The following is a 20,652-nucleotide window of genomic DNA, read 5'->3' as shown; positions in this document are numbered from 1 at the left end:
AGGTGGTGAAATAAGTTTGTTCTTTATAGGTGTATTTGGGATAGAAGATAAAAGTAAAGAAATAAAAACATTAGATAGTGTAACTTGCAAATGTTGTAAAACAGGAGTTACAGTTAGATTAATAAAAAAATACAGCTTTTTTCACCTTTTCTTCATTCCGATTTTTAAGTGGAATGAAAGTTATTATATAATTTGTAATAGATGCAATAGGATATTTAGCATTCCAAAGGAAAAAGGAAAGGCTATGGAAAATGAAGAAAATATAGAGATTATTTATTGGGACATGATTGAAGTGAGTAATGATTTCGATATTATAAATAGATGTAAAAATTGTGGGGCTGAAATAGATAAAAATTTTATTTATTGTCCAAAATGTGGAGAGAAAATTAGATAATTATATAAAGAAAGCTTAGCATTATACGATAATGGAATATATAGGGAAAAATAAAGAAAAGAAGGAAAAGTTATGCAAATAAGTTGGGGTGTAAATGCTTTAAAACTGTGTAATCAAATGAATATTCATCAAAATAAGATTAATAGATCAATTCAAAGACTCTCTTCAGGACTAAGAATTAATAGTGCTGCAGATGATCCAGCTGGATTAGCTATATCTGAAAGAATGAAAGCTCAAATTAGAGGCTTAGAAGTGGCAAAACGTAATGCTGAAGATGGTGTATCTATGCTACAGACAGCTGATGGCCAACTTCAAGGTGTACAGAATATACTGCAAAGATTAAATGAATTATCTGTTCAAAGTGCTAATGGAACTTATTCTGAGTTTGATAGGGCTGCTATGTCTGAAGAATTTAATCAATTATTAGATACTATTGGTGGAATAGGAAATAATAGTGAATTTAATACAATACCTTTATTTAAAGATAAAGATGGTAGTGGTAGTAATAAGTTTCACATTCAAGTTGGTGCAAATGCAGGGCAAGCTATTGAAATAGATACTGGAGTTATGAATGTTGGAAATCTTGGACTAAATGGGGTAAATATAAATACTCCAGAAGAAGCAGAAAAGGCTATGACAGCAGTAAAAAATGCTATAGATAAAGTATCTATTCAAAGAGGAAAAATTGGAGCTTATGAAAATAGATTAGAATATACAATAGATAATATAGATAATTATTCAGAGAACTTAACAAGTGCTTTATCAAGAATAATAGATGTTGATATGGCAAAGGAATCTATGGAATATGCAAAAAATAGTATGTTACTTGAAGTGACTCAAGCTCTTATGGTACAAGTTAGGAAGCAAGAAGAAGGTATGGTGGATTTATTAAAATCTATGATGGATAGCAATAATAGAAGATAATAATTATTAAAAAATAGAAAGTGTTTATTGAAGTGTTTAAAATATAATAGTATCATAGTAGGTAAGAAGAGATAAGTTAATGGAGAATAATAAAAAATTCTCCATTTTCATTTTTAAGGAGGAACAAATGTTAAATATAGGATGTCATTTATCAACAACTAAAGGCTTTGAAAATATGGGAAAAGAAGCAATTCAAATAGGAGCAAATACATTTCAATTTTTCACTCGTAATCCAAGAGGCGGGAAAGCAAAAGAAATAGATAAGAGTGATGTAGAGGCACTTTTAAAAATATTAGAAGAAAATAAGTTTGCAAAATTATTAGCTCATGCACCATATACATTAAATGCATGCTCAGCAGATGAGAGAACAAGAGAATATGCTAAAGAAATGATGAAAGATGATTTGAAGAGAATGGAATATCTGCCTAACAATTTATATAACTTTCATCCAGGAAGTCATGTTAAGCAAGGTGTAGATGTTGGAATAAATTATATAGTTAGTTTATTAAATTCTGTTATCAAACCAGAGCAAACTACAAAAATATTGTTAGAAACAATGGCTGGTAAAGGAACAGAGATTGGAAGAAATTTTGAGGAGATAGCAGAGATAATAAGTAAGGTAGAACTTAATAATCATTTAGGAGTTTGTTTAGATACTTGTCATGTATATGATGCTGGATATGATATAGTAAATAGCTTGGATGCTGTTTTAGATGAATTTGATAGAATAATAGGATTAAATAGATTACATGCAATTCATCTAAATGATAGCAAAAATCCATTTGAAAGTCATAAAGATAGACATGAAAAGATTGGAGAAGGATCTATAGGGATAGAGGCAATTACAAGAATTATAAACCATCCAAAGCTCAGACATATGCCATTTTTCCTTGAAACACCTAATGAGCTTGATGGATATGCAAAAGAGATAGAATCATTAAGAGGTATGTATAAATAATATTAAAAAAATCATAGCATTATAATTTAGATATTGAAGATAATATAAATATTGATATTTATGTTAGGAGATGATGTTGTGAGTGAAAAGAAGGATTGTGGTTGCAAAAGCCAACAAGAGAAAGAAAGAAAATCAAATAACGGCAAAACTAAACATACTAGCAAAGTAAACCAAAAAGATTGATAGCAAATTTTAGAGTCAGCAATTTAGCTGACTTTTTTTGTAATTATTTCATTGTTGATTATCTTCTAATAAATTTGAAATTATATTTAGAATGGTATCTGATTTTTTGTTTAACTCTTTATTTTTAGAAGTAAATTTTTCAATAACACTTATACCTCCAATTATAAAAAATAAAATTACAATGGATAAAACAGAATTAAGGATAGTAGGTTCGATTGGCATATATTATACCTCCTTTCTTTGTAACTATTAACATATTTTGAGAAGCGATATATAACAATTATATTTTATTCTATGAATAATTCAAGAAAAAATCCTTTTAACCTAAAAACTTTGATATATTAATGATTTATATTGACAAAATATATGGAGGATAATATACTGATATCACTAATATCGAGTATCGATATTAAAGAGGTGAAAAAGATGCCAAGAGAGCAATTTCAAAATCTAACAGAGCCAATGTATTATATATTAATTTCACTATTAGAAGAAAAATGTGGAGTAGATATTATGGCAGATGTAATTAAAATATCAAATGGAAGAGTAAAAGTTGGACCAGGGACATTATATACTCTCCTTGGAAAATTTGAATCAGAGGATATTATAAGGGAAACAGAAGTACAAGGAAGAAAGAGAAGTTATATTATTACTGATAAAGGAAGAAATATACTTCAAGAGGAGTATAAGAGATTAAAAACTTTAGTTAAGGATGGGGAAGGGTATATAGGTGAAGATTTATGATAGGAAAAGATACAAAAACTAAATTTCTATTTTATCAGCCATATGAATGTGCAGCTTTAGGAGAGTATCTAGAAAAGGTGGCTGAAAAAGGATGGTTATTAGTCTCAGCTACAAGTTTTGTTTTTAGATTTAAAAGAATTGAGCCTAAAAAATTAAAATATTCAGTAGAAGTTGTAAAGAAAGTTTCTATGTTTGATAGGAAAAATAGTGATGCTGCTTTAGAATATAGAGAATATTGCACAGCAGCTGGGTGGAATTTTGTATGTGAGGTAGGCAAACTTCAGGTATTTTATACAGAGTATGATGATAAAGTAATTATTCCTCTTCATACAGATGAAAAAGAGAAGTTCAAGTTAATTTACAAGTATTTTTCAAGCAATATAATTAATCAAATTGTTATAGTTTTATGTGGAATATTTTTTTTATATACTCAATTAGGAATTAGTTTAGATTATACTTTCTCATCTAATTTTGCTTTATTTGCAGTATTAATGTGGATATTTCTTCTAGGAATTAATATTATAGAAATTACTAATTTCTTGATTTGGGGAATTAAATATTTGAAAAGAAAAAAAGATGATGAACCAATTAAGTATAGTGGATATAAACAGTTTCGTATAAAGAGTTTAATTAAATTAATTTTTGAAGTAATTGTAATTTCTTCAATAGTCATCTACTTTATTTTTGATTTACTGAAAAATAATACAAGTGGAGAAACATTATTTTTAATCTTTATTGTACCTATTGTAATAAATATAGGAACAGCAGTATTTATTAGAATAAGTAAACTTTCAAAAAAAAGCAATATAGGAATAACTATTGGGGGATTTTTAGTTTCTATTTTAGTAGTCATAATGCTTATGGCAATGTTTGTAATTAATAATGAGTTTATAAATGAAAAAATAGGAACTACTGAAAATAAGACTTTAACATTATTAGATTTTGGAATAGAAAACAAAGATGAGAAAACTAACCCATTTATTTATCAAGAAAGTATCTTAGCTAAAAGAGAAGATTATTCATATGAGAATGGAGAAGAAAAATTAAGTTATGATGTCTTTGAAAGTAATCATCCTTGGGTAATTAAATTTTATGAAGCATCTATACTTAGACGATATGATAGGCTTGTAAAAAAGAAAGAAATGAAAGATCTTAAGCTTAATGAAGTGAAATTTCAGGGTATGAATAATATTAAAGTATATCAAACAGATAATAAAAGAAAGTTTATATTAGTATCACAAAATAGAGTAGTAGAGACATCAAAAAATCTCAAGAATTTTAATGATGAAGAATTTTTAGATATTGTATATAAAAAGTTATTTTAGTTGAAAATTAAGTGGTTAAATCTTGTAAAGGCGCATTTTTACAGCATATTCTTCAGAATATCACCATATATATTCTATAGAATATTACCATACAAGAATATAGTGCTAATAATTCCTAGAAATTTCATTTGAGTGTTTAACTGTTGGTTAAATAATATGAGTAAAAGTTAATTATCTATCTATTGGGCATATTTATAAAAACATGTATAATAATCCCATAGAGCTCTAAATAGAAAATAGGGAGTAGAAATATGGAGTTAGTGATAGGAAAAGTAATTAGTTCATTAAGAAAAGAAAAAGGTATCACCCAAGAAGAGTTGGCAAAGGCAGTTGGGGTATCCACTCCAGCAGTATCTAAATGGGAAAGTGGAATATCATATCCTGATATAACTCTTTTGCCTATAATTGCTAGGTACTTTAATATATCAACAGATAAATTACTAGATTTTCAGAAAGATTTAACTAAGAAAGAAGTAGTAAAAATAGCAAAAGAATGTGCAGAAAGATTTGAAAGTATAAAATACAGTGAAGCCATGAAGTTTAGTGAAGATTATTTAAGAGAATATCCTAATAATAATCTATTAAAAATAAGGATAGCTCATTTATTTTTCATGTATTTAGCTAGGTCTCAAGAGGAAAAATTGCAAGATCAATCTTTAAATAGAGCTATAGAACTATCAGAAGAAGCAAGTAAAAGTTCAGATTTAGAAGTGAAACAAGCTGCTCTTGTTTATTTAAGTTCATTATATAATATTACAGGTAAGACTAAAGAAGCTATAGAGATATTAGAGTCTTTTCCTAAAACACAGTATGAATCAGATATTATATTAGCTTCAATTTATATAAAGGAAAAAGAATTTGAAAAAGCTAGAAAGATAGAACATAAGAATTTATACAAAAATATTAATAGTACATTAATGAATCTTCATGCTATGTTTAATTTGGCTATTGAAGAAAAGAATTATGAATTTGCTTTAAAGTTAGCTGGAAAATGTAAAAATATTATTCAACTTTTTGATTTAGATAACGTTATGCTTCCAACAAATTATTTAGTATTTCTTGAAGCCTATACACTAATAAAAAATGAAGAACTAACATTAAAGTATTTAGAAGAGTATGTTGAATCAGTTAGACATATGGAGCCAGCATCAAAGTGTTTAGCAAATAATGAATATTTTAATACAATGGAAGCTGGAGATAAAATAATATCAGAAGAGTATCTTAAAAATAGTTTGAAATTATCTATTACATTAGATAAGAAATTTGATTTTGTTAAAGATAAAGATAGATATAAGGAATGCATTAGAAAGTTATCTAAAATAAAGTGATAAAAAATAGCCTGTGCCTTAAGTTGTAAGGTGCAGGCTATAATTAATATCAAATTAAAAAATAAGAGTAATATGTATAGAGTTTATTTAACTTATTTTTTTATGCGAAGTTTTATTTTTTGAAGTCTCTTATCTTTAATTTCTTCTATATTAAAGATAAAGTTTTCATATTTAATATCAGCTTTATCTAAGCTCTCAGGAATACGTCCAAGAAGAGTTATTATAAATCCACCTATAGTATCAAAATTGTCATTTTCAATTTTCATATGGAAATGCTCATTAAAATCTTCAATTGAAAGCATACCATCAATTAAAAAGGTATTATTATCAATTTTCTTTATATCTAATTCATCTTCATCATATTCATCTTCTATATCTCCCATAACCTCTTCAATAAGGTCTTCTATAGATACTATACCAGAGAAGCCACCATATTCATCTATTAATATGGCCATATGATTTTTAGATGATTGTAATTCTTTAAATAGCTCGTCTATATTTTTAGTTTCAGGCACAAAATAAGGTTGGTGTAAGATACTTCTGATATCTATATTTTCAAAACCAAGTTTTCTTGCTTCAACTATAAAGTCTTTCATATAAAGAATACCTATTATATTATCAGTATCACCTTCGTATACTGGTATTCTTGAATATCTTTCAAGTATTAGTTCATCTAGATATTCTTTAATTGGAGTATCTATATTAATTAAGTATACTTCAGTTCTTGGAGTCATAACTTCATCAGCTAATTTGTTATCAAACTCAAATATACTATTTATCATTTCTTTTTCAGTTTCATTAATGACTCCATGTTCTTGTCCAACTTCAATCATTGATTTAATTTCTTCTTTTGATACCTTTTCATCTAAGTCATCTGTTTCAAGGCCAGTTAATCTAATTAAGATTCCAGTTGACGCTGAAAGCAGCTTTACAAATGGTACTGTTATTTTAGATATGTATACAATAGGTATTATAGAAAACATCGCAATAGCTTCTGCTTTTTGTAGTGCTATTCTTTTAGGGAATAATTCACCAAATACTAAAGTTACATAAGAAAGTAGTATAGTAACTACAACTAAAGATATCTGTCCACTATACGGGATATTAAGCTTATCTAAATATATGGATAAACTACCTGATATTCCTGTAGCAGCGGAAGCACTTGAAAAGAATCCAGCAAGTGTTATTCCTACCTGAACTGTTGATAAGAACCTTGTTGGTTCTTCCATAAGTTTTAGTAAAAATTTAGCTTTTTTATTTCCTTCATCTGCAAGCATTTTCATCTTGTTTTTGTTTAAAGATACTATAGCCATTTCTGCAGAAGAGAAAAATGCATTAATTGCTGTTAAGATGACTATTAAGATTATTTGCGACATTATATTTGCCGGCTCGGGTTCTAATTCCATTAATTAATTCCTCCAAAAATAAAATTTTATAGCTATGATAACATAGAAAACGTTAATAGTAAAGATATTAATTTTAAAATATATATGATATATAAGAATCTATTAATGTTTTTTTGCTATAATATAAAATATAACATATGAAAGTTTTTAGGGAGGCAAAATGGCAACAAATACATCAATTAAAGAGAGAAACAAGGTTAAAATGAAGGAGCCTAAAAAATACAAAGTAGTAATGTATAATGATGATTTTACACCTATGGAATTTGTAGTTTATATATTAGAGAATATATTTAAAAAAAGTGAAGAAGAAGCAGTACAAATTATGATGAGTGTTCATAAAGGTGGGAAAGCAGTAGTTGGGATATATTCTTATGATATAGCAAAGACAAAAGCAGATACAGCTATTTCATTGTCAAGGCAAGAAGGTTATCCTTTTAGAATAAAAGTAGAAGAAGTATAGGAGGATTAAAAATGAAGTATTCTAATGTAGTAAATGATTTACTTGGAAAAATGATAAGATTTGCTAAAGATAAAAACCATGAATATATTACTCCAGAACACTTTTTATACACAATTACATTTAATAATAGCTTTGAACAAAGTTTTAAAAATTGTAATGGGGATATAAATAAACTTAGAAGTGATTTAGAAAGTTATTTAGAAGAAAATATAGATAAAATTCTAGATGGGGATCCTATAGTTAGCAGTGGATTAAATGAAGTGTTGTCTTATGGTAGTTTGCAGGCTGCATCTTCAGGAAAAGAAGAAATTGAGCTTACACATATACTAGCAGGGATAATGAATTTAAAAGAAAGTTTTGCTGTTTTCTATATATCATCTCAAGGAATAGAATGGACTAATTTACTTTATGAAATGTGTGAGATAGATGATACACATAAAGAAGAAATAGAAAAAACAGAACTAAGTGAAGAGCAAAATTTAAGTTGGAAACAATATATTACTTGTCTTAATGATAGAGTTGAAGAAACAAATCCACTTATAGGTAGAAGTAAAGAACTTGAAAGAACAATGCAGATACTTTGTAGAAGGTATAAGAATAATCCTATCCATATAGGAGAAGCAGGAGTTGGAAAAACTGCTATAACAAATGGATTAGTAAAGCTTATTAATGAAGGAAAAGTTCCTGAAAAGCTGAAAAATTCAAAGGTGTTTTCAATTGATCTAGGGACAATGCTTGCAGGCACTCAGTATAGAGGAGATTTTGAAAAAAGATTTAAGATGATTATGGATGGGGTAGCAAAGGAAGATAAACCTATCATATATATAGATGAAATTCATAATATTGTAGGGGCAGGATCTATAGGAGGAGGTTCCTTTGATGCATCTAACATGTTAAAGCCATATTTAACAGAAGGAAAAATTAGATTTATTGGAGCTACTACTTATGAGGAATATAATAAACATTTTGCAAGTAGTAAAAGTTTAACTAGAAGATTTCAAAATATAGATGTTAAAGAACCATCAATAGAAGAAAGTATTGAAATTTTAAATGGACTAAAAAAATATTATGAAGATTACCATAATGTTAAATATGGTAAAGGAACAATAGAACATGCAGTCACCCTTAGTGATAAGTATATAAATGAGAGATATTTACCAGATAAAGCTATAGATTTAATTGATGAAGCTGGAGCTTATAGAGTTATGAATCCTTTAAATAAAAAGATTCAAACTGTTGATAAGAAGCTTATTGAGGAAGTTCTTTCAAAGATATGTAATATTCCAAAGCAAACTGTAGAAGGTGATGAAGTAAAGAAATTAGGTAGTTTAGAAAAGAAGCTTAAATCACAAGTATTTGGACAAGATGATGCTATAGAGAAAGTTGTAAATGCAGTTAAGCTTTCTAGAGCAGGATTAAATGATGATAATAAACCAGTTGCAAGTTTATTATTTGTAGGACCTACAGGTGTTGGTAAGACTGAAATTGCTAAAGAGTTAGCCAAAACTTTAGATATAGAACTAATAAGGTTTGATATGAGTGAATATGTGGAAAAACATACAGTAGCAAAGCTTATTGGAGCTCCAGCAGGATATGTAGGTTATGAAGAAGGGGGATTGTTAACTGATGCTGTTAGAAAAAATCCTCATTCAGTATTACTTTTAGATGAAATTGAAAAAGCTCATGGTGATATTTTTAATATTTTACTTCAAGTTATGGACTATGCAACGCTTACAGATAATAAGGGGAGAAAAACTGATTTTAGAAATGTAATATTAATAATGACCTCTAATGCAGGAGCAAGTAAACTTAATAAATCTCTTATAGGATTTGGAGAAAGACATATTAATACAGATGTAATAAATGATGAAGTAAAAAGAACATTTACTCCTGAGTTTAGGAATAGATTAACTAAGGGAGTTATATTTAATGGATTGAATAAGAGTATGGCAATAAAGATTGTGGAAAAGCAATTCAAAATATTAAGTGAGAAACTAAAAAATAAAGGAATTGAATTATCTTTATCAAAAGCATGTTCTGATTTTATTGAAGAAAAAGGAACTAGTGAAGAATATGGGGCTAGAGAAATTAATAGAGTTATAGATACAGAGATAAAACCTTTATTAGTTGATGAAATGTTATTTGGTAAACTAAAAAAAGGTGGTAAGTGTAGAGTAAATTGCATTAATAAGAAAGTTATTATTGAAATAGGTGAAGAAAATTAAATTATAAGAAACAGAGAGCTTAGAAATAATTAATCTAAGCTCTTTGTTTCTTTTTACTTTTAAAACATTTTATAAAGCTAAGTGCCAGTAATCCTTGCCCTAAATAATAAACAAAAAGATTAACATAACTAAATATAATAGGACAATCGTTATAGAAAACAAGGAATAGCAAAATAAAATCAGAAATAAAGAATAATATGGCACCTGTTATAGTGAGAAAAGTAAAAATCTTATTTTCCTTTCGCAATTTTAATAAAGAAAGTGCTTTTGTAACCATAAAAACAAGTATAGAAGCATATATTAGGACAAGTGTTAACATATCTTTAAAAACAAACCCATCCTTAAGCAAAATAAAGGATATAGATAAAGTTATAAGAAAAATATATAATAAAAAATCCTTAAAGGTAAATGCTGTTAGATATATAAATCCTGAAATAAAAAAAATATGAGCGAAAGCAAAACTACATACACCTAAAAGAAAAAATTCATTGCCAGAAAAAGCTAAAAAAATATCTCCAAATAAGCAAAATATTAATCCCAAAAACATTAGAGTAAAATATGTTTTGTTTCCATGAGATTTTTTAAAACTAAAATAAGAACAAAAGACAAAGCATAAACTACATAAGGTTTTAAAAAATACTTCATAATGACCCATTGGAAATATATTGAAGTACCCTAGAGGGAAAAGTAGAATTAGCATTAATATGAAAAATATAAATGGTAACATTGCAAATACTCCTTATAAATTATATCTATTATAATTATACAATAAATTAGAAAAAGTGATAATGATTGTATGAATTATATTGTTAAAAAATACACATTGTGGAATACTGTGTTACAAAGTAGTATAATAAGATTATTACAGATTAAATAAAATTTGACTTAATGAGGAGGATATAAAATGAGTTTTGATAAAGATTGTTTTTACTGTGTAAAAGATAGCAGATTATCAGATTTAATGATTGAAATTTGTGAATTAGAATCATCAATATTATATTTATTTAAAGAACAAACACATAGAGGTAGATGTTTAATAGCATTTAAAGGTCATAAAAGTGAAATGTTCGAATTAACAGAAGAAGAGAGAAATGGGTTTGCTAAAGATATTGCAACTGTTGGACAAGCACTTCATAAAGCTTTTTCACCAGCGAAAGTAAACTATGGAGCTTATGCAGATACTATGAAGCATCTACATTTTCACATTGTACCTAAGTATGAAGGTGGACCAGAATTTGGTGGAACATTTACAATGAACCATCAAAAGACTTATTTAACAGATGCTGAGTATGAAGAGTTGATTGATACTATCAAAAAAAGCTTATAATAATAGAGAAGTGAGAGTTTTTGTTTTTCATTCTCAACTTTCAATTCTGATAAAAAAGGTGGCTAAGCCACTTTTTTTATTTTATAACGAATTTTGAAATCATATTTTTCATTTTGTAAAATAAAAGAAGACTATAAAAGAACATTGGAAATTTCAACAATAATTGTGGATTATTTATTGTAAATTGTGAATTGTAATATATAATGATATAATGTTCATTGAAAATTGATATGATGTAGTAAGCTAAATTAGATATTTGGAATAAAACAAAGGATATTGTAAAAATACTTTTAACAATCTTTTCTTTTACATTGGAGGAATTGCAATATATTATAATTTGAAAAATATTGAAATTAATAAATATTTGAATGATATTATATTATTCATTGCTTTGGGGTTATTTTGTTTTATTCCTTTAATAGGAAATCAAATAGTTATAACAACACTATGGTGGAGAGTGATATTTTCATTATTATGTTTTGTAATTGTTGTTGAATTTTATAAGTTAAAAATAGATATTCCAAAAGTTATTGGAAGGCCATTTGAATTATTTGGGATAGCTACATATGGGGTGTATCTTTTACATCCAGTAGTACATTTTTTATTAACAGGTATATTCAAAAAGTTTAATATTTTAGGTAATATAGTTAATAGAAGTGTAGTTATGATAATTTCTGTATCATTTGTAACAGTTATTTTGTCATTAATAAGTTATTATAAATTTGAATCAAAATTTATGAAATATGCTAGTAAATCTTTTAGATTAAGTAAAAAGAAGTCTTATTAATAAATTTTATAAAATAAATTAGTGTGATATAGTTATGTTTAATATAAAAATGAGGTGTTAATATGAGTAATATAGCAGGTCAAGGGTGTGAAAGATTAATTCCAGAAGAAGAAAAGAAACCCTTAAAAGAAATAGAAAGAAGTATAGTAAAAAGATATAGAAAAACAATTTGGTCTAAATTTGTAAAAGCAGTTAAGGATTATAATCTTGTTGAAGAAGGAGATAAGATTGCAGTTGCTATCTCAGGTGGAAAAGATAGTATACTTATGGCAAAGTTATTTCAAGAGTTACAAAAACATGGGCAAGTAAAGTTTGATTTAGAGTTCATAGCAATGGATCCAGGATATCATCCGCAAATAAAAGAACTTTTAAAAGATAACTTAGAGTATTTAAATATAGATGCACATATATATGAATCAGGAATATTTGGAGTAGTGGATAAAATGGCACAGGATTATCCATGTTATTTGTGTGCAAGAATGAGAAGAGGATCGTTATATGCAAAAGCTCAAGAGCTTGGATGTAATAAGTTGGCTTTAGGGCATCATTATAATGATGTTATAGAAACAACTTTGTTAAATGTCCTTTATGGTGGAAATTTTAAAACTATGCTTCCAAAACTTAAGGCTAAAAACTTTGAAAATTTAGAGCTTATAAGACCATTGTATTATGTTGAGGAAGAATCTATAAAAAGATTTATAAATTATAGTGGAATCTGGCCTTTGAATTGTGCATGTATGATTGCAGCGAAGAAAATTGGAAATAAAAGATATGAGATAAAAGAACTTATAAAAGAACTTAAAACAAAATTTGATGGTGTAGATAAGTCAATATTCAAGTCAGCAGCTAATGTGAGCATGGATTCAATACTTGGATGGGAAAAAGATGAAGTTAAATATTCATTTTTAGATTTTTATGATGAAGATAAAGAATAATTAGAATTGAAGATGTTAAGGAGTGAATGTTGTGGATAGAGATATGTTAATTTCTATGGATACTGATATGTTATTAAGCATATTAAATTTAAAACTTAGAGATTATTTTAACTCTTTAGAAGATTTATGTGATGATATAGGAATTTCAAAAGAAGAAGTATTAGAAAAATTAGAAAGTACAGGTTATACATATGACAAAAAAACAAATCAATTTAAATAAATTTTAGTTTATATTTATTGGTAATAAAAAAAATGTATCATTTCTTTTATAAATATACTTTGTAAATTGGAAAAATATAAATATTACTGATACATCTAGTATATATATGTGACTATAATGTATAATATACTAAAGTTTATAATAATTATGGAGGTAATATAATGAATTTGAAGAAGACTGGGAAATTACTACTTTTTTTAGGAGCAACAACAGCTTTAGTTTTATCATTAGCTAAAGATAAAAAAGAAAGTAAAAAAACTGAAGAATAAATTATATACTGCAAATAAAGTTTTGTTTTATAAATTTATTATTAAAAAAATCAAATAAGTGATAAAAATATTATACAAACTAAAAATTACTAGCAAAAAAATAATGAATTGTATTGACAAAATTTTATAAAATGAATAGAATATATTATAACATAGTTATTAAATCTGATGAAAAGGGATAGTATCCAGGTGCAAGGTTTTAGAGAGCTGAAGATGGTGGAATTTCAGTACTTATGCTAATGGTGAATGGGCCTTTGAAGAGCAATATGAAATCTTTTTTGAGAGTAGTTTAGCCGGGGGTTGCACGTTATAGCAAATAGAGTATGTTAGTACTTGAAGAGAGGCATGTTATGTGCAATTTAGGTGGTACCGCGGATATCTCCGTCCTATATTATTATAGGATGGAGTTTTTTTTATAAAAAAAATTAATTAATTGGGGGAAATAGAAATGAATACAAAAAAAATGATTATTAATGCAATCTTAATAGCAATAGGCGTACTATTACACATAGCAGCACCGAATATTGGACTACCAGCACAACCAGATTTTGCAGTTGCAATGTTGTTTATAATAATGTTATTAAACAAAGATTACAAAACAACTATTATTACAGGTATTATAATTGGTATTTTTACAGCAATGACCACAAAAACTCCAGGTGGGCAATTACCTAACGTCATAGATAAGCTAGTAACGTGTAATGCTATGTATTTAGTATTATTACCACTTAGAGAAAAATTAAATAAGAATATACAAGTAATAATAGCATTACTTTTAGGTACAATGATAAGTGGATTAACGTTCCTTGTATCACTAGCAACAATCTATGGAATATCAGGATCTATAATGGTTCCTATAATAGCTATAGTAATACCAACTGCTCTTGTTAATGTAGTTGTTGGTGTTATAATATTTAAAGTTGTAGAGAGGGCTATAAAACAGACAAGATTTAATATGAATTGAAAAGATAAACAGCGTTAAAATAAATTAGCGCTGTTTTATTAGTTATTTTGATATATAATGAAAAATTTCATCTGTTTCATCAGTAATTGCTTTAAATTTATAACCTTTATCTTTATAATATTTTATAATTTCAGGAAGAGCTTTTGGAGAAGTTTTGTTAATATAACCACAATGCATTAAAAGAAAAACTGTTTCTTTATTACTTTTAGCATTTTTTACATATTTATAAGGAGAGGCCCCAACATTTGCTCCATCAGTTGTATCAACATTCCAATCATAAATTTTAAGATTATTTTTATGAATTATATCAACTAAATCAGGAGTTAAATGAAAAGTTCTATTATTACAACCAAAAGGAAATCTTAAAATATTGCAATCAATGCCTATAACTTCCTTTATAGAATCCCTCTCTTCAAGCATTTCTTTCAAAAAATTATTATTACCTGAATATAATTTGCATCTATCATGACTCATACTATGCAATCCTACGGAATGACCTTCGTCTTTCATACGCATGAGTAATTTTTCTTGACCTTTAATTTGATCACCTATTATAAAGAATGTGGCAGGAACATCTTCCTTTTTTAAAATATCTAAAGTTTCTTCAGTTATTTTTTTAGCTGGTCCATCATCAAAAGTAAGATATATTGTTTTTGAATTACTTTCATCAGAAAAAACATTAATTGTGGTTAGGTTGAATGTTAAAATTATAGTAGAAATAGCAGTAGTTAGTTTAATAAATTTTTTTAACATTTTATCACCTTCATATTAAAATCTTTGTCCAATTTAGTATGTTTCAAAAAGGATTTTTTATTCAAAGAAAAATCACATATGTTCTTTATTTCTCATATTTTAGTATTGAAGAATACTAAGGAGGTTTTTTTGGTGAAAGATGATAAAATTCAAAGTGCATATTTTACAAATATGGAGAAAAATGACCCTGTAATAGAGAAGTTTATGAATGAATATATTGGGAAGAATGCTCCAAAAGATGAGATTCCTAAGTCGGATGATTTAATCGTCAATTTTGAAATAACTTATGCAGATGGGACAAATAAAAATTATACTTGTGGATCGGAAAGTTGTGTATTTGGAAATATAGAGGATTCTGATGATGAAAAACAATATGATTCTGAGAATGATTTAAGTCGAGAAGAAGAAAGTCCTAAAGATAAGAGTGATAACCATTTTGCATCTTTTGATTTTGATGATGACAAGTGGGATAATTGCAAAGATGAGTGGAGTGAATATATAAAAGGGTGCAGCTATTATAACAAAGAAGAAAAAGAAGAGAAAAAAGAGAAAAAAGAGAAAAGAAAGAAGAAAGAAATAAAGGAAAAAGGTGGAGAAATAACAGTATACTCAATTTTAAAAGATGGAGAAAATCCAAAATTGAAAGGAGTAAGAATAAATCTTTATAAAATTAATGGTTTATGCCCTATTCTGGTAGAGTCAAGAGAAACAGATGATGAAGGGAAAGTTGTATTTTGTGATGTAGAAGAGGGTAATTATAGGATTATAGAATTTATTGATAAAACTTATTTTGAAAAACCTTCATATATTAAATGGAATGAAGTTAAAATAGATAAGTTTAATAGAGAAAGTACAATATATGTTATAAATACAATAAAACAAAATCAATACTATTAAATAGAGATTTAAAAAAAGGTTTATGAAAAATAGACCTTTTTTTAATATTAGAATATAGTGGTTATTATCATATAGTTAAATTTTTGTTATAATAATAAAATAAATATACAAAAGTATAAATAAAAAAAGAATGGAAGATATTCAATATGAAAATAAGAATTAAATATTTTGAAGATGCAACAAAATTAAAAAAAATCACAAAAGGAAATTGGATTGATGTATATGCCAATAAAGATATATTTGTAAAATTATCTGAAAGAGCAATGATTCCATTAGGATTTGCATTAGAATTGCCTAAGAGCTGGGAAGCTCACTTGGCACCTAGAAGTTCAACATTTAAAACATGGGGAATAATACAAACTAATTCTGTAGGTGTTGTTGATGATACATACATAGGAGATAATGATCAGTGGCATATGCCTATATTTTGCCTAGAAGGTAAACATAAAGAGAAATCTTCTGATGGGATAGAAATAGAGGGATCCTGGATAAAAAAAGGTGATAAAATAGGTCAATTTAGAATAATGGAAGTTATGCCAGAGATAGAGTTTGAAGAAGTAGAGTCTTTTGGTAATGCTGATCGTGGAGGATTTGGTACCACTGGGATAAAATAGTAGATTGTCATTTACAAAAACTGGATTTGAATTCAAATCCAGTTTTTGTGAATTAAATCTCTTCATTAAGTTCTTCCCAAACTGAATAAAGCTCTTCAATAGTGCCTTCAACTTGCTTAATTTCTTTATTAACCCTTTCACTTTCCTTAGGATTTGAATAAATTTCTTCTAAGCATAAAGATTCTTGAAGTTCAGTAAGTGCAGTTTCTGCTTTACTTATATCTTCTTCTAACTTTTTTATTTTTAATTTTTTTGCCTTTTCCTCTTTTTCAGCTTCACGTTTTTTCTTTTTATCTTCTTTGATTTGAGTTTTGGTTTTTCCACCAGCTATTGCTTCTAAGGTATCAAATCTTTGAGGATTTGCTTTCTTTTCAACATAGTAATTATAATTACCTAGATATTCAGATAAACCATCTTCTTCTAATTCAATGATTTTGCTTATTACTTTATTTAAAAAATATCTATCATGAGATATTACAATTAAAGTACCATCATAGCTTAAAATAGCATCTTCTAAAGCTTCTCTTGACATAATATCAAGATGATTTGTAGGTTCATCTAGTAGTAGAAGATTAGATTTTGAAAGCATTAATTTTAATAAATTTATCCTACATTTCTCTCCACCACTTAATTTGTCAATAGTTTTAAAAACATCATCTCCAGTAAATAAAAATGACCCTAAGACTCCACGTATTTGAGAAGTTGTTAATTCAGGAAAGTCATCCCATACTTCATCAAGAATTGTTTTATTTTCTGATAAATTAGATTGTTCTTGGTCATAGTATCCTAAATTCACATTTACGCCTAATGTTTTTACTCCTTTATCAGGCTTTACTTTATTCATTATAATATTAAATAACGTTGTTTTACCTCTGCCATTTTCACCGATTAAAGCTAATTTTTCGCCTCTTTTCAAATCTAAAGAGACATTAGAGAACAAATGTTTAGTTTCAAAACTTTTACTTAAATTTTCTATATGTAAGACATCAAATCCGCTTTTTACAGAGGTTTCAAATTTAATTTTAGATGCATCTCTCTCTTTATCTGGAGTATCAATTCTTTCCATCCTATCTAAAACTTTTTCTCTACTTTCAGCAGCTTTTATACTTTTTTCTCTATTAAAAGATCTAAACTTTTCTATTATTGCTTCTTGCCTTTTAATTTCAGATTGTTGAAGGTTATAAGCTTTTAATTGTGTTTCATAATCTTTTTTTCTAAGGTCTAAATACTTAGTGTAAGGTGCATTATATGTATTAACATGACCATTAATAACTTGAAAAGTTCTGTTAGTTACAGAGTCAAGAAAAAATCTATCATGTGATATAACTAATACAGTACCTTTATATGATTTTAAATATTCTTCAAGCCATTCAATAGCTTCAAGGTCCAAATGGTTAGTAGGCTCGTCTAAGAGCAAAATATCAGGTGATAGAAGAAGTAATTTACAAAGAGCAACTCTAGTTTTTTGTCCACCACTTAATTTTATAATTTGTTTATCAAAATCTTCTTCAAGAAAACCTAATCCTTTAAGAACTCTACTAATTTCTCCTTTATATGTATAACCACCTCTATTAGAATATAGCTCTTGAGCTGTTGTATAATCTTTAATTATTTTATTGTGATAATCTGCCTTGTCTTCACTATATGGTTCGTTCATTTTACTTTCTAAGGATATAATTTTTTCTTCTAAATTTGTAAGGTCAGAGAATACTGATAGCATTTCATCATATATAGTATTTTCTGTTTCAAGGTTTAAGTGTTGGGCAAGATATCCCACAGTTCTATTTTTATCAATGAATATTTCTCCATTATCATAACTGATTTGCCTAGAAATAATTTTAAATAGAGTAGATTTACCTTCACCATTAGCTCCGATAATACCTACTTTATCGCCTTCATTGATAGATATGTTTACATCTTTAAGAATTTCATCTATTCCGTAGCTTTTGCTAATATTTTTACAACTTAAAACAATCATTTACTTTTCCTCCGGCTAAATTTTGGGTAAACTATAATTAAGTAAATAAATTTTACCCAGATATCTTAGTTAATTATACTATTTAACTGTTGTCATAGCAATTTCTAAGAAATTAGAATAATTAACTAATTAATGAGTAAGAGTATAGCAAGTGAGTGACAAACAGTGAAAGTAGGAGGAAAAAATGCCTAAAGAAAAAAAAATTATTAGTAAGATAATAGAAAAAAAGAAAAAGAAAGAAGATGAATTATATACAGCAGCTTATGAATTATTCACAACTAAAGGAGCAAATAATACAGCTATAGATGAAATAGTAAAAAAGGCTGGAGTGGCAAAAGGAACATTTTATTTATATTTTAAGGACAAGTACGATATTATAAATAAATTGATATTAAAAAAGAGTAGTCAAGTAGTAAAAGAAGCTATGATTAAAACTGAAGAGCAAGGAATAGAGTCCTTTGAAGATAGAACAATATTTTTTATTGATTATGTAATTAATTATTTTAAAGAAAATAGATTAATGTTAAAGTTAATAAATAAAAATTTATCTGCAGGATTATTCAAAAGAGCACTAAGGAATCCAGATGAAAATAGAGAAGTTGAAGAAGTAGTTAATTTTTTTATTGAGAATTTAATAAAAAGGGGAATGGAAGAAATTGAAGCTGAATTAACATTATTTATGATATTTGAATTAGCAGGTAGTGTGTGTTATAGTTCAATAGTTTTGGGAGAACCTGAAGAAATAGATGTGATAAAGCCAGTTTTATTTAATAAAATTTTAGCTATGATAGGCTAAAATAGAGAGAAGTAGTCCAAGTAATTTTAATTGGACTACTTCTCTTTATTATTCGTCTTCTCTTTTACCATGAGCAAGTGTAAGTTTTATTATTTTTCTAATGAGAAGTTTAATTATAGGGAATGGAATATTATATGCTCTTAGTAGAGAGACAACTTCTTCATGTTTTTGAGTAATGCTAGAAAATATATCGTCTATTCTTTTATCGGAATTAACTCTACTTAAATCTAAGTCTTCATTTAAATCAAGATCAAAATTTTTAATAATTTCAGTAATATCAATATCTTGTCGTGGAGTTCCATAATTATTTTGATTAAGATTATATGGTGTTAAGTTTTCATTAAGAGGAGTTGTTATAGGGTTATTATTAGTTCCTCCCAATCCTCCAGAATTATTACCAAATGGGGTACTCATCCCCAATCCGCCAGGAGTGCTACCTTGAGGAGTATTCATACCAAGTCCTGTGATTGTTCCTTCAAAGCTACCTGAGAATCCACCAAAAGGATTATTAGTTGAACCACCAGGAGGAGTAACACCTGTAGTGTTAAAGTCATCAGATAATTCCATAGGAGTACTAGTTAAGTTGCTATTAGGAGTAATGGTGTCATCAGTAGGTATATTGCTCCAAGGGTTATATCCAGGAGTACCTGCTGGAGTATAGTAAGGTGTTGTAAACTGATTTCCAGCATCAGGAGATCCCATAGGGGCATACGAATAGTTAGGTTTTTGAGGATTAAGATTATTTCCACCTATGTTAGAGAGATTTGGAAAATTAAATTGTGGTCCAAATGGATTAGAAATTCCCATAGGACTATTAGGAATAGTTGCAGACATAGAAGTTGAAATATTGCTTTGATTTTTAGAATTATCAAAAATGAATACAGGAATCCAACCAGTTGTGAGAACATTATAAGGCAATTGTGTATTAAATGGAACTAAGTTAATATCCTCATTATCATTTTTGTCTTTATCATAATCATCGTCTTCATCATGTCTGGAAAAGTTCGGCATATATTTTTGATCTGGTCGCATTATGTTCCTCCAAAAAAATACTTTATTATAACTATATGAATCATATATATAGTTGTTACCTTTAATAATATGTTTTTTTGTTAGTGACTAGAACATAGAACTTAAATGAATTATATGAATACAATATTATTGG

Annotated in this window: 21 protein-coding genes, 1 pseudogene and 1 other annotated feature; of the genes and pseudogenes, 16 read left to right on the top strand and 6 right to left on the bottom strand. The window is 27.3% G+C overall.

Annotated elements, in window-relative coordinates; all coding sequences use genetic code 11:
- The first annotated feature begins 16 nt into the window (after window positions 1-16).
- From NNC19_RS00765 to NNC19_RS00755, 3 genes are all read left to right on the top strand, one after another.
- Window positions 17-394 (top strand): zinc ribbon domain-containing protein, encoded by a 378-nt coding sequence (locus NNC19_RS00765; protein WP_310936672.1) that lies wholly within the window; start codon window positions 17-19, stop codon window positions 392-394.
- A gap of 72 nt (window positions 395-466) precedes the next feature.
- Window positions 467-1,318, top strand: coding sequence for a flagellin (locus tag NNC19_RS00760; RefSeq protein WP_310936671.1), 852 nt, complete (start codon window positions 467-469; stop codon window positions 1,316-1,318).
- Window positions 1,319-1,445: 127 nt separating this feature from the next.
- Window positions 1,446-2,276, top strand: a complete 831-nt coding sequence (locus tag NNC19_RS00755) for a deoxyribonuclease IV (RefSeq protein ID WP_310936670.1) — start codon at window positions 1,446-1,448, stop codon at window positions 2,274-2,276.
- A gap of 231 nt (window positions 2,277-2,507) precedes the next feature.
- Here NNC19_RS00755 and NNC19_RS00750 read toward each other — a convergent pair whose 3' ends face one another.
- Window positions 2,508-2,681, bottom strand: a complete 174-nt coding sequence (locus NNC19_RS00750; RefSeq protein ID WP_310936669.1) for a hypothetical protein — start codon at window positions 2,679-2,681, stop codon at window positions 2,508-2,510.
- 204 nt (window positions 2,682-2,885) lie between these two features.
- On the opposite strand from NNC19_RS00750, the gene NNC19_RS00745 reads away from it, so the two are divergent.
- The 3 genes from NNC19_RS00745 (at window position 2,886) to NNC19_RS00735 (ending at window position 5,856) form a co-directional block, all read left to right on the top strand.
- Window positions 2,886-3,203 (top strand): PadR family transcriptional regulator, encoded by a 318-nt coding sequence (locus NNC19_RS00745; protein ID WP_310936668.1) that lies wholly within the window; start codon window positions 2,886-2,888, stop codon window positions 3,201-3,203.
- Window positions 3,200-4,528, top strand: a complete 1,329-nt coding sequence (locus NNC19_RS00740; RefSeq protein WP_310936667.1) for a DUF2812 domain-containing protein — start codon at window positions 3,200-3,202, stop codon at window positions 4,526-4,528. The genes NNC19_RS00745 and NNC19_RS00740 overlap by 4 nt, the downstream gene beginning before the upstream one ends.
- Window positions 4,529-4,779: 251 nt before the next feature.
- Window positions 4,780-5,856 (top strand): helix-turn-helix transcriptional regulator, encoded by a 1,077-nt coding sequence (locus NNC19_RS00735; RefSeq protein ID WP_310936666.1) that lies wholly within the window; start codon window positions 4,780-4,782, stop codon window positions 5,854-5,856.
- A 92-nt stretch (window positions 5,857-5,948) separates the two neighbouring features.
- Here the strand turns inward: NNC19_RS00735 and NNC19_RS00730 are convergent, their stop codons facing one another.
- Window positions 5,949-7,262, bottom strand: coding sequence for a hemolysin family protein (locus NNC19_RS00730; RefSeq protein ID WP_310936665.1), 1,314 nt, complete (start codon window positions 7,260-7,262; stop codon window positions 5,949-5,951).
- A 160-nt stretch (window positions 7,263-7,422) separates the two neighbouring features.
- Between NNC19_RS00730 and NNC19_RS00725 the strand changes: the two genes are divergently transcribed.
- A complete protein-coding gene (locus NNC19_RS00725) occupies window positions 7,423-7,722 on the top strand; it encodes an ATP-dependent Clp protease adaptor ClpS (protein ID WP_310936664.1) in 300 nt (99 codons plus the stop codon).
- Between the two features lie 11 nt (window positions 7,723-7,733).
- Window positions 7,734-9,947 (top strand): ATP-dependent Clp protease ATP-binding subunit ClpA, encoded by a 2,214-nt coding sequence (gene clpA / locus NNC19_RS00720; RefSeq protein ID WP_310936663.1) that lies wholly within the window; start codon window positions 7,734-7,736, stop codon window positions 9,945-9,947.
- 34 nt (window positions 9,948-9,981) lie between these two features.
- On the opposite strand, the gene NNC19_RS23480 is transcribed toward clpA, so the two are convergent.
- A complete protein-coding gene (locus tag NNC19_RS23480; RefSeq protein ID WP_396136388.1) occupies window positions 9,982-10,602 on the bottom strand; it encodes a lysoplasmalogenase family protein in 621 nt (206 codons plus the stop codon).
- A 249-nt stretch (window positions 10,603-10,851) separates the two neighbouring features.
- Between NNC19_RS23480 and NNC19_RS00710 the strand changes: the two genes are divergently transcribed.
- The 5 genes and pseudogenes from NNC19_RS00710 (at window position 10,852) to NNC19_RS00690 (ending at window position 14,449) form a co-directional block, all read left to right on the top strand.
- Window positions 10,852-11,274: an HIT family protein gene (locus tag NNC19_RS00710; protein ID WP_310936661.1), complete on the top strand. Its 423-nt coding sequence runs from the start codon at window positions 10,852-10,854 to the stop codon at window positions 11,272-11,274.
- A gap of 295 nt (window positions 11,275-11,569) precedes the next feature.
- Window positions 11,570-12,061 (top strand): annotated as a pseudogene (locus NNC19_RS00705) (acyltransferase); the annotation flags it as partial.
- Window positions 12,062-12,123: 62 nt separating this feature from the next.
- A complete protein-coding gene (locus tag NNC19_RS00700) occupies window positions 12,124-12,996 on the top strand; it encodes an ATP-binding protein (RefSeq protein ID WP_310936659.1) in 873 nt (290 codons plus the stop codon).
- 31 nt (window positions 12,997-13,027) lie between these two features.
- Window positions 13,028-13,216 carry a DUF4250 domain-containing protein gene (locus NNC19_RS00695; protein WP_396136384.1) on the top strand — a complete coding sequence of 63 codons (189 nt, stop codon included), beginning with the start codon at window positions 13,028-13,030 and terminating at the stop codon, window positions 13,214-13,216.
- Window positions 13,217-13,644: 428 nt separating this feature from the next.
- Window positions 13,645-13,877 (top strand) — a binding site (T-box leader).
- Window positions 13,878-13,933: 56 nt separating this feature from the next.
- Window positions 13,934-14,449, top strand: a complete 516-nt coding sequence (locus NNC19_RS00690; RefSeq protein WP_310936658.1) for a tryptophan transporter — start codon at window positions 13,934-13,936, stop codon at window positions 14,447-14,449.
- A gap of 42 nt (window positions 14,450-14,491) precedes the next feature.
- Here the strand turns inward: NNC19_RS00690 and NNC19_RS00685 are convergent, their stop codons facing one another.
- On the bottom strand, window positions 14,492-15,202 hold the full coding sequence (locus NNC19_RS00685) for a polysaccharide deacetylase family protein (protein ID WP_310936657.1): 711 nt from the start codon (window positions 15,200-15,202) through the stop codon (window positions 14,492-14,494).
- Between the two features lie 132 nt (window positions 15,203-15,334).
- Here NNC19_RS00685 and NNC19_RS00680 point away from each other — a divergent pair, with 132 nt between their 5' ends.
- Together NNC19_RS00680 and NNC19_RS00675 are read left to right on the top strand one after the other, a co-directional pair.
- A complete protein-coding gene (locus NNC19_RS00680) occupies window positions 15,335-16,099 on the top strand; it encodes a SpaA isopeptide-forming pilin-related protein (protein ID WP_310936656.1) in 765 nt (254 codons plus the stop codon).
- Between the two features lie 146 nt (window positions 16,100-16,245).
- A complete protein-coding gene (locus NNC19_RS00675; RefSeq protein WP_310936655.1) occupies window positions 16,246-16,713 on the top strand; it encodes a deoxyuridine 5'-triphosphate nucleotidohydrolase in 468 nt (155 codons plus the stop codon).
- Window positions 16,714-16,765: 52 nt separating this feature from the next.
- Here the strand turns inward: NNC19_RS00675 and NNC19_RS00670 are convergent, their stop codons facing one another.
- Window positions 16,766-18,691, bottom strand: a complete 1,926-nt coding sequence (locus NNC19_RS00670; protein ID WP_310936654.1) for an ABC-F family ATP-binding cassette domain-containing protein — start codon at window positions 18,689-18,691, stop codon at window positions 16,766-16,768.
- A 184-nt stretch (window positions 18,692-18,875) separates the two neighbouring features.
- Here NNC19_RS00670 and NNC19_RS00665 point away from each other — a divergent pair, with 184 nt between their 5' ends.
- On the top strand, window positions 18,876-19,487 hold the full coding sequence (locus NNC19_RS00665; protein WP_310936653.1) for a TetR/AcrR family transcriptional regulator: 612 nt from the start codon (window positions 18,876-18,878) through the stop codon (window positions 19,485-19,487).
- Window positions 19,488-19,535: 48 nt separating this feature from the next.
- Here the strand turns inward: NNC19_RS00665 and NNC19_RS00660 are convergent, their stop codons facing one another.
- Window positions 19,536-20,519 (bottom strand): hypothetical protein, encoded by a 984-nt coding sequence (locus tag NNC19_RS00660; protein ID WP_310936652.1) that lies wholly within the window; start codon window positions 20,517-20,519, stop codon window positions 19,536-19,538.
- Window positions 20,520-20,652 lie beyond the last annotated feature (133 nt).

This window comes from Clostridium sp. SHJSY1 (genome assembly GCF_031626875.1).
Classification (GTDB): Bacteria; Bacillota; Clostridia; order Clostridiales; family Clostridiaceae; genus Clostridium.
The sequence above is the reverse complement of the archived record's forward strand: the minus strand, read 5'-3'. Positions and strand labels throughout refer to the sequence as shown.

What these genes read in the sequence shown, in the direction of transcription:
- clpA (WP_310936663.1), top strand. Translation starts at nt 7,734, where the DNA reads ATGAAGTATTCTAATGTAGTAAATGATTTACTTGGAAAAATGATAAGA.
- NNC19_RS00750 (WP_310936669.1), bottom strand. Translation starts at nt 2,681, where the DNA reads ATGCCAATCGAACCTACTATCCTTAATTCTGTTTTATCCATTGTAATT.
- NNC19_RS00740 (WP_310936667.1), top strand. Translation starts at nt 3,200, where the DNA reads ATGATAGGAAAAGATACAAAAACTAAATTTCTATTTTATCAGCCATAT.
- NNC19_RS00670 (WP_310936654.1), bottom strand. Translation starts at nt 18,691, where the DNA reads ATGATTGTTTTAAGTTGTAAAAATATTAGCAAAAGCTACGGAATAGAT.
- NNC19_RS00700 (WP_310936659.1), top strand. Translation starts at nt 12,124, where the DNA reads ATGAGTAATATAGCAGGTCAAGGGTGTGAAAGATTAATTCCAGAAGAA.
- NNC19_RS00660 (WP_310936652.1), bottom strand. Translation starts at nt 20,519, where the DNA reads ATGCGACCAGATCAAAAATATATGCCGAACTTTTCCAGACATGATGAA.
- NNC19_RS23480 (WP_396136388.1), bottom strand. Translation starts at nt 10,602, where the DNA reads ATGGGTCATTATGAAGTATTTTTTAAAACCTTATGTAGTTTATGCTTT.
- NNC19_RS00665 (WP_310936653.1), top strand. Translation starts at nt 18,876, where the DNA reads ATGCCTAAAGAAAAAAAAATTATTAGTAAGATAATAGAAAAAAAGAAA.
- NNC19_RS00760 (WP_310936671.1), top strand. Translation starts at nt 467, where the DNA reads ATGCAAATAAGTTGGGGTGTAAATGCTTTAAAACTGTGTAATCAAATG.
- NNC19_RS00710 (WP_310936661.1), top strand. Translation starts at nt 10,852, where the DNA reads ATGAGTTTTGATAAAGATTGTTTTTACTGTGTAAAAGATAGCAGATTA.
- NNC19_RS00730 (WP_310936665.1), bottom strand. Translation starts at nt 7,262, where the DNA reads ATGGAATTAGAACCCGAGCCGGCAAATATAATGTCGCAAATAATCTTA.
- NNC19_RS00745 (WP_310936668.1), top strand. Translation starts at nt 2,886, where the DNA reads ATGCCAAGAGAGCAATTTCAAAATCTAACAGAGCCAATGTATTATATA.
- NNC19_RS00690 (WP_310936658.1), top strand. Translation starts at nt 13,934, where the DNA reads ATGAATACAAAAAAAATGATTATTAATGCAATCTTAATAGCAATAGGC.
- NNC19_RS00725 (WP_310936664.1), top strand. Translation starts at nt 7,423, where the DNA reads ATGGCAACAAATACATCAATTAAAGAGAGAAACAAGGTTAAAATGAAG.
- NNC19_RS00675 (WP_310936655.1), top strand. Translation starts at nt 16,246, where the DNA reads ATGAAAATAAGAATTAAATATTTTGAAGATGCAACAAAATTAAAAAAA.
- NNC19_RS00735 (WP_310936666.1), top strand. Translation starts at nt 4,780, where the DNA reads ATGGAGTTAGTGATAGGAAAAGTAATTAGTTCATTAAGAAAAGAAAAA.
- NNC19_RS00755 (WP_310936670.1), top strand. Translation starts at nt 1,446, where the DNA reads ATGTTAAATATAGGATGTCATTTATCAACAACTAAAGGCTTTGAAAAT.
- NNC19_RS00685 (WP_310936657.1), bottom strand. Translation starts at nt 15,202, where the DNA reads ATGTTAAAAAAATTTATTAAACTAACTACTGCTATTTCTACTATAATT.